Raw genomic sequence first — 11,545 nt, forward strand, 5'->3', positions numbered from 1 at the left:
GGTCGCGTGGGAGGTAAGCATGGCATCTGGGGGGAGCATGCGATTTGAAGAGGGTTTCGATCGGGCTTTTGTGCCGCTCGAACAAGCCGTCGCGTCCGCACGCATTCCAGGCGGCGTGCTGGGCATGGTCGATCTCGACGGCAATCGGCTGGTGCGTGCGGTCGGTTCGGCGCAGAAGGTCCCGAGCGTCAGGCCGATGCTGGTCGATACATGGTTCGATCTTGCCTCGCTCACCAAGGTCATTTTCACCACACCGCGCATCCTGGCGCTGGCAGAGGCCGGCACTATTGACCTCGATGCGCCGCTGACGACACTTCTGCCCGATCTGCGTCAGTACAGCGCCGAGGCATGGGAGCGAAAGGTGACCTTTCGCCAATGCCTCGGGCATCAGACGCCTTTTCCGGCGGTCGAGCCGATCTATACTTATGGCCACGATCCGGAGCTATTGCGCGCTTTCATCCTGCAGCGCGAATGGCGGGCCGGCCCGCCCGTCTATTCCGACATCAATTTCATTCTTCTTGGCTTCGCGCTCGAACGCCTGACCGGCCAGACGATCCGCGCCATGGACCCGGGGCCGGGCTTTGCCTTTTCCGTCGCGTCCAATCAGGCGGCCGCGACGGAAGACTGCACGTGGCGTCATCGCGTCTTGTCGGGCGAAGTCCATGACGATAATTGCTCCGCTCTTCAGGGTGCGGGCCATGCCGGGCTATTCGGAACGGCAGCGGCAATCCTCGATTTTGCCGGGGGCCTGCTCGATGGCAGCGGCGTATCAGCCCGCTCGATCGCATTGATGCGCGCACCGCTTTCGGCCACGCGCACGCATGGCTGGGAGCGTACCCATAACGGCTGGTCTGGCGGGACGTTGTGTTCGCCAGAGACGATCGGCCACACAGGGTTCACCGGCACTGGCCTCTGGATCGATTTCGACAAGGGCAGGGCCTGGACCTTGCTCACCAACCGCATTCATCCGACACGCCATTTCGACAGCGGCATCCTGACGCTTCGTCAAACTGTCGGCGATCTCGTCAACGCAGCTTAGGAGCCTGATCATGGAACCAATCTGGGCAGTCGGTCTGATGACCGGAACCGTTCTCGACGGCAATATCGATGTTGCCATGCTGAAGACGGATGGCGAGCGGATCGAGGAATTCGGCCCCTATGTTCTGGCTCCTTATCCCGACTGGATTCGGGCGCTTCTGGAAGAGACACTGCGGCAGGCGCGGGTGTGGAACTTCGAAGGCCCCGAACCAGCGATCTTCAAGGAAGCCGAGGAGGCCCTGACGCGGGCTCAGTCGGAGGCTGTCAGGCAATTGGTCGAGAGCAACGGCATGACCATGGCCGATATCGGCATTGTCGGCTTTCACGGCCAGACCGTGCTGCATCGGGCACCACAGAAAGATCGGCTGGGGCAGACGCGCCAGCTCGGCGATGGCGCGTTGATGCGCTCCATCCTCGGCACCAAGGTCGCCTATGATTTCCGCTCCGCCGACATGCGCGCCGGCGGCCAGGGTGCGCCGCTTGCCGCCGCCTATCACACCGCCTTGCTGCAGGGCGCCGGTGCAGCAGGCGAGACCGCCATCCTCAATCTCGGCGGCGTTGCCAACATTACCTGGTGGGATGGCGAGGGCAATTTCGTTGCCTTCGACACCGGCCCTGCCAATGCACCCCTCAATGATTTCATCAAGTCCCATGGTCTCGGCGAGATGGACCGCGACGGTGCGCTCGGCCGGGCCGGCAAAGTGAACGAGGCGAGGCTCGAGAAACTGCTGCAGCATCCCTATCTGAGCGCCCGCTATCCGAAGTCGCTGGACCGCTTCGATTTCGGGGCTTCGATGGCGGATGGTCTGAGCCCCGAAGATGGTGCGGCGACGCTTTCCGCCTTTACCGCCAGCGCCGTCGGCAAGGCGCTCGATCTGTTGCCGCGCCGGCCGAAGAAAGTCGTCGTCAGCGGCGGCGGCCGTCACAATCCGACGATCATGTCGATGCTGCAAAGCCGCGCCGGCGTCGAGCCGATCTTTGCCGAAGACCTCGGATGGCGCGGCGATGCGGTCGAAGCAGAGTGTTTCGCATTTCTGGCCGTTCGCGTGCTGCGCGGCTTGCCGATCAGCTTCCCCGGCACGACGGGCGTGCCCGCGCCGATGCGTGGTGGATGTCTTGCCGAATAGCCGCCTGCCTGTCTGACTGGGCGCTTTATGCCGTCGAAGGTTTTCGTCGCAGTCCATCGATGCTATGAAGAGATCGCAATTTTGCGATCGGACGACCTTGGACGGATATCGCACGGATGGCAGGCAGGCAGCATCGAGCAGGCTTTGTCGGCGGCGTGGTCGCCTTTGCAATTACATGCGTCGTTGTGGCTTCGGCCCTTCGCCCAGCAAACGCCCAGCCGGAATGGAGCGTTGCGCCGCCGGCCTGCGTCTCCGGCCCGATGATCACGGATACGGGCGAAACGCTTTGCCTCCGCAGGGAGAGCTATAACCGTGATCTCTGTGCAGCCATCGACTATTTCGCCGGTATCAATCATCTACCGCCGGATTATCTGGCCCGGCTGGTCTGGCGCGAGAGCACATTTCGGTCGGATGCCGTCAGCCCGAAGGGCGCTCAAGGCATTGCGCAATTCATGCCGGGCACGGCAAAGCTGCGCGGCGTCCGCGACAGCTATGATGCGCTCGAGGCGCTGGGCAAGGCAGCCGCCTATCTCGACGAATTGCGCAACCGGTTCGGCAATCTCGGGCTGGCCGCCGCCGCCTACAATGCCGGCGAAGCTGGCCTCGCGAATTTTCTGAATTCCGGCGATCTTCCCTATGAGACGCGCAGCTATGTGAGCGCGATCACCGCGCATACGGTCGAGGAGTGGCGCGATGGACCGCCCGACGTCGCCGCGCCGGCCTTGGACAAGGGCAAGCCCTTTGTCCAATCCTGTGTTGCCCTTGCTGGCAGTCGGCGGCTGAAACAGGTCGCCTTGGAGCAAGAGCGACCCTGGGCGCCCTGGGGCGCTCAATTGGCAGAGCATTTCCAGGTTAATTCTGCCCGCAACCTGTTCGCGACAAATATCCGAAAGTTGCAGTCTCCCTTGAATGCAGAAAAGCCGTTGATCGTGCGTCAGCGCAATGCGGATTTTGGCCGGCGCATCCGCTTTGCGGCGCGCATCGGCCGGCAGACGCGTGCCGAGGCGGATGCCGTTTGTACGCAGGTCCGGCAACAGGGCGGCACTTGCCTGGTGTTCAAGAATTGAGTTTGGGGCGCCCCAATACCTGCGTCGTTTGGCCCCGCGGCGCGTATCGATTGTTTTGTCAAGTGCCTATTGGTAGTGCTTTACTCCCTCCTGCCGCACGCTTATTCGTTAAGGCCCGGCATTTGGGAGGAAGCCGTCGGGTCAGTCAAAGGAGCGTGCGATGGTGCAGAAACGTGAAGTCCCTGGTATCCGTCCCTATAACAGCCCGGCCGGTGGCTGGGGCGCGCTGAAAGCCACCGCCAAGGCGGTCCGCGACCAGATGGATGTCACCGAGGCGCCCGGCCTGCTCCTGCGCACCAACAAGCCGGCCGGCTTCGATTGCCCCGGCTGCGCCTGGCCCGACAAGGAACATACCTCAACTTTCCAATTCTGTGAAAACGGTGCGAAAGCAGTCACCTGGGAAGCGACGAACAAGCGCGTGACGCCGGATTTCTTCGCCGAGCATACGGTCAGCGAACTTCTGACGTGGAGCGATCACGAACTCGAAAATGCCGGCCGGCTGACGCATCCATTGGTCTATGACCGCGCAACCGACACCTATCGGCCGGTCGCCTGGGAAGACGCCTTTGCCCGTATCGGCGAGGTCATGCGCAGCATGCCCAATCCGGATATGGTAGAATTCTACACCTCGGGCCGCGCCTCCAACGAGGCTGCGTTCCTCTTCCAGATCTTTGCGCGCGAATACGGCACCAACAATTTCCCCGATTGCTCGAACATGTGCCATGAGGCGACCAGTGTCGGCCTGCCGCAATCGATCGGCATCGGCAAGGGCACGGTCTCGCTCGACGATTTCGATCTCTGCGACCTGATCATCTCGATGGGGCACAATCCCGGCACCAACCATCCGCGCATGATGGGCACGCTGCACGAGTGCTCGCGCCGCGGCGTGCCGATCATCGTGTTCAATCCGCTGAAGGAGCGGGCGCTGGAGCGCTTCGCCGATCCGCAGAGCCCGATCGAAATGGGGACTTTCGGATCGACGCGGATCGCCTCCTCCTACTATCAGGTCAAGATCGGCGGCGATGCTGCTGCGCTCAAGGGCATCATGAAGGCCGTTCTGGCGCTTGCCGAGACCTCGGAAGACGTGCTCGATCATGCGTTCATTGCCGAGCATACCAGCGGCTTCGACGCGTTGGTTGCCGATATCAAGCAGACGGAATGGGCAGATATAGAACGCGTCTCAGGCCTTTCCCGCTCCGATCTGGAGCGGGTCGCCGCCGCCTATGCCAAGTCAAAGGCAACGATCGTCGCCTACGGCATGGGCATCACCCAGCATGCGAGGGGCACCGCCAATGTTCAGCAGATCGCCAATCTTCTGCTGCTGCGCGGCAATTTCGGCAAGCCTGGAGCCGGCATCTGCCCGCTGCGCGGACACTCCAACGTGCAGGGCAATCGTACCGTCGGGATCACCGAGAAACCGAATGCCGCGCTGATCGAGGGCATTGAGCGCGCCTTCGGCTTCAAGTCCCCGGCCCATCACGGCCATGATGCGGTTGCCGCCATGCAGGCGATGGCGGAGGGCCGTTCGAAAGTGCTGCTCAGCCTCGGAGGCAATTTTTCGATCGCGCTTCCTGATCCCGAGCTGTGCGCCGAGGGTATGCGCAGGCTCGAGCTTGCCGTCCACATGAACACCAAGCTCAACCGCTCCAATCTTCTGATCGGTAAGGAATCCTTCCTGCTGCCGGTGCTTGGCCGCACCGAAGAGGACGTTCAGGCCACCGGCCCGCAAGCGGTGACGATCGAAGACTCGATGTCGATGGTGCATGCCTCGCAAGGCAGGTTGAAACCGGCCTCCGACCAGCTGCGTTCCGAGCCGGCCATCGTTGCCGCTATGGCGCAGGCCACCTTACTAGAAAGCAGGGTCGCATGGATGGAGCTCATCAACGATTACGCTCTGATCCGCGACAAGATCGAAATCGTCTATCCGGATTTTGCCCGCTATAACGAGCGCATCGGCGTGCCGGGCGGCTTTCGCCTGCCGCTCCCGGCGACGGAACGCGTCTGGAAGACGCCCTCCGGCAAAGCCGAGTTCAAGCTGTTTGCCGGTCTCAATGAAGATATTTCCTTTTCCGACGCCAGTATTCTCAAGCTCGCGACGATCCGGAGCCACGATCAGTACAACACCACGATCTACGGACTCGACGACCGTTATCGCGGCGTATTCGGCCGTCGTGACGTCCTGTTCATGAACGACAAGGACCTGACGGCGAAGGGATTGGAGCATGGCGATCTCGTCGAGATCGAGACGGCGCTGCCTTCCGGCGGCAAGCGGTTGTTGAAGCTGACGGCGATTTCCTACGATATCTCGGAGGGTTCCGTCGCTGCCTATTATCCGGAAGCCAATTGCCTGATCCCGCTCGACTATCAGGACAAGGAAAGCGGCACGCCTTCCTACAAGTCCATTCCGGTGCGCATCAGCAAGGCTGCGTGAGCAAGGCTTTGCGTAAAGCGGGCTAGACGCTGCGGCCACCGACCCAGGTGGCCGCAATGTTCGGTCGCGAGGCGGTGTAAATGATCTTCTGCAGGATGCCTTCCCTGGCATCGCGATCCTCGAACAGCCGCACCGTGCCCTTCTCATGGGCGGTGTCGATGACGATGGCATCGAACTGATAGCCTGATGTAAACTGACCGACCGGCAGATTGAGTGCCGCGCCGCCGCCGGCCGTTGCGATATGAAAGGCATCGCGGAAATCGATCTGCGCCGGTCCGAATGTGGAACGGCTTTCGGCCGGCACGTTCGGATCGACACCGCTTTGCAACATCCTCGAGGCAAGGATCGCGCCGCGGGCGTTTTCCAACATCGAAGCGCTCGGCCCACCGGAAATATCCGTGCCGAGGCCGACATGCAGCCCCTTTTCCAGCGCCGCTCGCAAGGGAAAGACCGCATTGGCGAAATAGACGTTCGAAAGCGGACAATGCGCAACGGCGGCATCGCGCGCCTTGATCGTCTCCATATCCCTAGTGGTCAGGAAATTCGCATGCGCCAGCACCGTGCCGCGGGCAAGCAGGCCGAAGCGGTCCAGGCTCTCCGTATCCGTCGTGCCGTGGCGGGCTAGCACGTAACCATGTGCCCAATCGCTTTCCGAACAATGGGTCTGCACATGGCAGCCGCATTCCCGGGCAATCGCGCCGAGCCCTTCGAGCGTCGCATCCGTGCAGGAGGGAATGAAGCGCGGCGTTACCACAGGAAGGACGCGGCTCTCGCTGTTGTCGGGATGGCCGCGCACATAATCGATGAGCGCGCGAGTGCCTTCCAGCGCGGCATCGGTCGAGGCGTCGCGATAGTAGTCGGGGCATTCCTGCGGATTGTCCATCGCCACCTTGCCGATCAGGGCGCGCTGGCCCCTTTCGAGGCAGATATCGACCAACGCCCGCGTCGCCTCCTGATGGATGGTGGCGAAATACAGCGCCGTCGTCGTGCCGTTGGCAAGGAGGTCGTCGACCAGCAGGCCGTAGACATGGCGTGCGAAGACAAGGTCCTCATAGCGCGCCTCCAGCGGGAACGTGTGTTTCTGCAGCCAGACTTCCAGCGGCACGTCGAGCGCGTCGCCGAGTTGCGGATATTGCGGCGCATGCACATGCAGGTCGACGAAACCTGGCAACAGATAGGAGCCGATTGGCAGCGTCACCAATTCACCGGTGGCTTCGCGGGCGTCACGAATGGTCCGATAGTTGGGGTCACCGTAACGATGGATCGCCTTGATCGCGCCTGCTGCATCGATCTCGATCAGCACGTCATCCAGAATGTCGATCTTGCCGCGCACGGGCGAATGAAAGCCCGATGCGCTCAGGGTCTTGCCACGCAAATCCATCGCTATTCTCTGTTTCAGGCAGCCATCATGGTGGTGCCGTAGGTAATGCCCTTTTCCTTCAACCAGCGCCGATAGGCAATCGAGGTGGCGTCGGCGCGAGTCGGGATTTCCGCCCGCGGCTCCAGCGGTAGCAGCACCGGGCGCTGGTTTTCAAGAATGATGCGGTCCTGCAGGAAAATGAGTTGCTGGAAATGGACCAGCTCCGTCGTCGTCGAGACGTCGTCGATCAGGAACATGACCGGATGGGCGCGGCAACGATCCGGGTCCAGCGGCTGCACGAAAAGGCAGATGACGTCCCAACGATTGGCGGCGTTCGGACAGGTCTTGTAGAGCAGCGTCGCAAACGGCGTCATCACCCTGTAGATGTAGTCCGTCATGATGCCTTCACTGGCCGAAAGTGCTGCCTGTGGCTGGAAGAACTGGCAATTCGTTGCCCAGACCTCGTCGACGTCGCGGCGGATCTCGACATTGTACTGTGCCACTTCGGTGTGCGGCTCGGCGCCGAGAATATCGGTGTGAACGAACGGAAAATGCGCCAGATCGAGGAAATTTTCCACGATCCGAAGCCCGGAGGCGCGCACCGCCACCGTGCCGCAATTGACCACGCGGCGATCCGGCTCATCGGCTTCTGGTAGGTCGAACAATCCACCGGCCGGCGTGCCGAGCGTCGTCCAGACGAGGCCGAAGCGGCGGATCAGCGGCAATGGCTCGACGCGTCCCTCGGCATTTAAGACCAGCGTCCCGTCATTCGATCGCGTCACGGTAAGGTCGGTGCCGAGAAGACGGTTCACCGAAGTTCCGAACGGAATCTCAGTTTCCGTTTCCAGCGCATACCATTGATCGAGGGCTGCCTTGTCCAAACACTGGCTCATGCGAGGCTCCTTTTTCTTGTCCGGCGATGCACTTTAGCGGACATCGCGATAATAGGGCAGGCCGATGGCGGCCGGGGCCGCCATGATGCGGCGCATGCGCTGCCATGCCAGCACCGGCACGATGATGAAGGCCATCGTGCCGAGATAGGGCAACATTGACAGAAAGGCGGGTGCGATCGGCCAGCCGCGCGCCTGGCCGACGAAGCCGAGCGCGGTGATGAGGCCGAACAGCAAGCCTGACAGAACGGCCGGGATCGGCCGGTAGCCGGCAAAGATCACCAGCGCCACCGCGATCCAGCCGCGACCGGCGACGACCCCGTCGGACCAGGACGGCACGAAAGCGAGCGTCAGGTAGGCACCCGCGCCGGCGGCAAGGGCTGAGCCGGCCATGACATAGGCGCAGCGAATGAGGTTGACCGAAATGCCGGCCGCGTCCGCCGCTGCCGGGTTTTCGCCGACGGCGCGCAGATTGAGGCCGTGGCGCGTGCGGAACATGACGTAGCTCAGCACGACAGGCAGGATGATATAGATCAGATAGACGAGGATGTTCTGCGAGAAGAAGGCTTTGCCGAGGATCGGAAGATCGCTGAGGAGGGGGATCTCGATGCCGGAAAAGGTAGCGCGTGCCGGCATGCCGGAATAGGCGCGGCCGATGCTGGAGGCGATGCCATTGCCCATCAAAGTCAGCGCCAGGCCGCAGAGGACCTGGTTGGCACGCAGGAGAACGGTGGCTACGGCGAAGATCGCGCCGAAGAATGCGCCGACCAGCAAGGCTGCGAGGAAACCAAGGGTCGGTGAAGGATAGATGGTGGTTGCGGCAATGCCCGTCAGCGCCCCCATCGCCATCAGGCCCTCGACGCCGAGATTGACGACGCCGACCCGTTCGGCCAGCACTTCGCCGAGAGCGGCAAGCGCCAGCACGCCGCCTGCGAGAAAGGCTGTGGTCAGGAGGCCGGTGAGAAGATCCATGGTCTCTTGTCCTTATCAGGCCTTGTCGCGGGCGATGTGATAGTGAGCGAGCTCATCGCCGATCGCCGTCAGGAACAGGATGAGCCCGGTGATCGCGAGCACGGCCGACGTGGTCAGCCCCTGGGTTTGCAGGATGATGCCGGAATTCAGGATGAAGGCCATCAACGCCGCCGAAAAGATGACGCCGATGGCCGAGTTGCGCGCCAGCACCGCCACCATGATGCCGAGATAGCCGTAGTTGTTGGAAATGCCGCCTTGGAGGCGATGCACGGTGCCGGCGATCTCCAGCATTCCGGCAAGCCCGGCAATGGCACCGGACAGAAGCATCACCGTGATCAGGTGGCGCCGCGCCGGTATGCCGGCATAATGGGCCGCGGCCGGGTTGGAGCCGACGAGGCGCACTTCGTATCCCCAGCGCGAGAAAGCCAGCAGGCCGGCGACGATGATGGCGGCAAGAATGGCGACAGGAAAGCCCCAATGGATGGAGCCCCAAAGCTCCGGTATTTCGGCCGACAATCGCGCGGTTGCCGAATTCGCGGTGCGGTCGCGCCAGGCGCTGGTCGAGACATAGAACACGAGAAGCACGGCAACGAAGTTGAGCAGCAGCGTGGTGATCAGCTCATTGACGCCGGCATAGGCGCGAGCGAGCGTTGGGACGAGGATCCAGACAGCGCCGCCGATCAACCCGCCAAGAAACATCAACGGCAGTATCACGACCGGTGGGCCGGGCACGAAGAGGCCGACGACGGCGGCACCGAAGGCGCCGGCATAGAATTGTCCCTCGGCACCGATGTTCCAGACGCCGATCTGCTGACCGACGGCGACGGACAGTCCTGTCAAGATAAGAGGGATCAGCAGCACGCCGAGATCCTGAAGGCCGAAGCTGGAGCCGAGGCTCGAGTCGATCACCTCGGAAGCCAGTTCGAGTGGATTGGCGCCGGTGGCAGCGAGAACCAGTCCGGCAAACACGAGCGCCAGCAGGATGGCGACGACGCGGGCGGCAAATGCCTTGGCGGGCGAGGCGGAAGGCAAGCGGTGGAGACGCCAGGTCATGTTCATATCAGGCGACCTCGCGCGCAAGGGCGCGTCCACCCATTAGCAGGCCGATCTGGTCGATGTCGGTTCTGTCGTTGTCGACTATTCCCATGATCCTGCCTTCGTAGAGCACGGCGATGCGGTCGGAGAGATTGAGAAGCTCTTCCAGCTCCTCCGAGATCAGCACGATCCCCGCGCCGGCATCGCGTAGCTCGACGATGTAGCGCAGCATGGTGTTGATGGCGCCGACGTCGAGGCCGCGGCTTGGATAGGCAGCGATCAGGACCTTGTTGGCGATACGCATCTCGCGCCGGGCGACGAGGCGCTGCTGGTTGCCGCCGGAAAGATTGCGGATCGGCATGCCGAAATCGGGAATGGTTACATCGGCGGCTGCCGCGATCTCCCTGGCAAGTGCGGTCGCTCCGCCTGGACGATAGGCCGCGCCGGCCGATACCGGCGGCTTCTTGTATTCGCGCATCACGGCATTGATGGTGATGCTGAGCGCGGGGGCAAGACCACTATGCAGCCGGTCTTCCGGTATATGGCCGATGCCATTGTCAGCGAATGCAGCTGCATTGCTGTGCTCGATTGGGCGCCCATCTATAAGGATGCGCCCGCTGCTGATCTGCCGCATGCCTGATAGCACCTGGCTCAACTCGCGCTGGCCGTTTCCGGCAACGCCGGCAATGCCAAGAATTTCGCCGGCATGAACCGCAAGCGAAACATCGTGCAGCACCTCAGCGCCGATGTCATTCTTTGCCGACACGCTTTCCAGGCTCAGCACAGGCTTCGCAGAGATAGGCGCGGCGCCGGCGGCGCGCTGGCGCATGTCGGCAAGCACGATATCGCGGCCGACCATCAGCTTGGCAAGCATGCGGGCGTTGCAATCGGCGGTCCTTTCGGTCGCGACCTTGCGTCCGCCGCGCAGAACACTGATGCGATCGGAAATCTCCATGACCTCGTCGAGCTTGTGGCTGATGAAGATGACGGCATTGCCATGGGAGACGAACTCGCGCAGCGCCTTGAAAAGCTCGCGGGCCTCAGCAGGCGTCAGTACGGCGGTCGGCTCGTCGAGGATGAGGACGCGAGCCTGGCGCGCGAGCACTCTCAGGATCTCGACGCGTTGCTGCTCACCCGTCGAAAGATCGCTGATGCGGGCGCCGGGGCGGGTTTGAAGATTGAATTTTTCGGCGAGGGATGCCGTGCGTGCTTCCAGCACCTGTGCGGAGGCGCGCCGTGGCGTCTCCGACCAGCCGAGATGGATGTTTTCGGCAACGGTGAAGGCCTGCACCAGCTTGAAATGCTGATGAACCATGCCGATGCCGGCGGCAATCGCCTGAAGTGGCGTCGCAAAATGCTTGGCGTAGCCATCGATGATGATCTCACCGGCGTCGGGCTGATAGATGCCCGTGAGGATGTTCATCAACGTCGACTTGCCGGCGCCGTTTTCGCCAAGCAGCGCGTGGATTTCACCGGGCAGGACCTCGAGATCCACATTCTCGTTGGCAATGACGCCCGGAAAATATTTGGCGATGCCCTTGAGCTGGACCAGTGGCGGTGTGCCCGCAGGAGCGGAAAAGGGTGTCGCGGTTTCAGTCATCGAATGCATACCAGACAGTCATGGG

General features: G+C 62.3%; 9 protein-coding genes. 4 read left to right on the top strand and 5 right to left on the bottom strand.

From position 1 onward, the window contains the following. Positions 1-19 precede the first annotated feature (19 nt). The 4 genes from JTP94_RS18195 (at position 20) to JTP94_RS18210 (ending at position 5,663) form a co-directional block, all read left to right on the top strand. Positions 20-1,039, top strand: a complete 1,020-nt coding sequence (locus tag JTP94_RS18195) for a serine hydrolase (RefSeq protein ID WP_204851873.1) — start codon at positions 20-22, stop codon at positions 1,037-1,039. 10 nt (positions 1,040-1,049) lie between these two features. Continuing rightward, positions 1,050-2,165, top strand: coding sequence for an anhydro-N-acetylmuramic acid kinase (locus tag JTP94_RS18200; protein WP_204851874.1), 1,116 nt, complete (start codon positions 1,050-1,052; stop codon positions 2,163-2,165). Positions 2,166-2,281: 116 nt separating this feature from the next. Beyond that, positions 2,282-3,232 carry a lytic transglycosylase domain-containing protein gene (locus JTP94_RS18205; protein ID WP_204851875.1) on the top strand — a complete coding sequence of 317 codons (951 nt, stop codon included), beginning with the start codon at positions 2,282-2,284 and terminating at the stop codon, positions 3,230-3,232. A gap of 160 nt (positions 3,233-3,392) precedes the next feature. Further along, positions 3,393-5,663 (top strand): FdhF/YdeP family oxidoreductase, encoded by a 2,271-nt coding sequence (locus JTP94_RS18210; protein WP_204851876.1) that lies wholly within the window; start codon positions 3,393-3,395, stop codon positions 5,661-5,663. Between the two features lie 22 nt (positions 5,664-5,685). Here JTP94_RS18210 and guaD read toward each other — a convergent pair whose 3' ends face one another. Genes guaD through JTP94_RS18235 form a run of 5 tightly spaced genes read right to left on the bottom strand, consistent with a single transcriptional unit; the run spans position 5,686 to position 11,520 of the window. After that, positions 5,686-7,044: a guanine deaminase gene (guaD, locus tag JTP94_RS18215; RefSeq protein ID WP_204851877.1), complete on the bottom strand. Its 1,359-nt coding sequence runs from the start codon at positions 7,042-7,044 to the stop codon at positions 5,686-5,688. A 14-nt stretch (positions 7,045-7,058) separates the two neighbouring features. Further along, the gene (locus JTP94_RS18220) at positions 7,059-7,916 is read right to left on the bottom strand and encodes an aromatic ring-hydroxylating dioxygenase subunit alpha (RefSeq protein ID WP_204851878.1); all 858 of its coding nucleotides are present in this window, start codon (positions 7,914-7,916) and stop codon (positions 7,059-7,061) included. A gap of 33 nt (positions 7,917-7,949) precedes the next feature. After that, positions 7,950-8,885, bottom strand: a complete 936-nt coding sequence (locus JTP94_RS18225) for an ABC transporter permease (RefSeq protein WP_204851879.1) — start codon at positions 8,883-8,885, stop codon at positions 7,950-7,952. 15 nt (positions 8,886-8,900) lie between these two features. After that, positions 8,901-9,938 (bottom strand): ABC transporter permease, encoded by a 1,038-nt coding sequence (locus tag JTP94_RS18230; protein WP_409456615.1) that lies wholly within the window; start codon positions 9,936-9,938, stop codon positions 8,901-8,903. Positions 9,939-9,945: 7 nt separating this feature from the next. Then, on the bottom strand, positions 9,946-11,520 hold the full coding sequence (locus JTP94_RS18235; protein ID WP_204851881.1) for an ABC transporter ATP-binding protein: 1,575 nt from the start codon (positions 11,518-11,520) through the stop codon (positions 9,946-9,948). Positions 11,521-11,545 lie beyond the last annotated feature (25 nt).

The sequence above is a fragment of the Martinezella lusitana genome (genome assembly GCF_016901135.1).
Classification (GTDB): domain Bacteria; phylum Pseudomonadota; class Alphaproteobacteria; order Rhizobiales; family Rhizobiaceae; genus Rhizobium; species Rhizobium lusitanum_D.

Bases quoted from the DNA above. Each gene is read 5' to 3' on its own strand.
- JTP94_RS18210 (WP_204851876.1), top strand. From the start codon at position 3,393: ATGGTGCAGAAACGTGAAGTCCCTGGTATCCGTCCCTATAACAGCCCG.
- JTP94_RS18200 (WP_204851874.1), top strand. From the start codon at position 1,050: ATGGAACCAATCTGGGCAGTCGGTCTGATGACCGGAACCGTTCTCGAC.
- guaD (WP_204851877.1), bottom strand. From the start codon at position 7,044: ATGGATTTGCGTGGCAAGACCCTGAGCGCATCGGGCTTTCATTCGCCC.
- JTP94_RS18205 (WP_204851875.1), top strand. From the start codon at position 2,282: ATGGCAGGCAGGCAGCATCGAGCAGGCTTTGTCGGCGGCGTGGTCGCC.
- JTP94_RS18230 (WP_409456615.1), bottom strand. From the start codon at position 9,938: ATGACCTGGCGTCTCCACCGCTTGCCTTCCGCCTCGCCCGCCAAGGCA.
- JTP94_RS18235 (WP_204851881.1), bottom strand. From the start codon at position 11,520: ATGACTGAAACCGCGACACCCTTTTCCGCTCCTGCGGGCACACCGCCA.
- JTP94_RS18225 (WP_204851879.1), bottom strand. From the start codon at position 8,885: ATGGATCTTCTCACCGGCCTCCTGACCACAGCCTTTCTCGCAGGCGGC.
- JTP94_RS18195 (WP_204851873.1), top strand. From the start codon at position 20: ATGGCATCTGGGGGGAGCATGCGATTTGAAGAGGGTTTCGATCGGGCT.
- JTP94_RS18220 (WP_204851878.1), bottom strand. From the start codon at position 7,916: ATGAGCCAGTGTTTGGACAAGGCAGCCCTCGATCAATGGTATGCGCTG.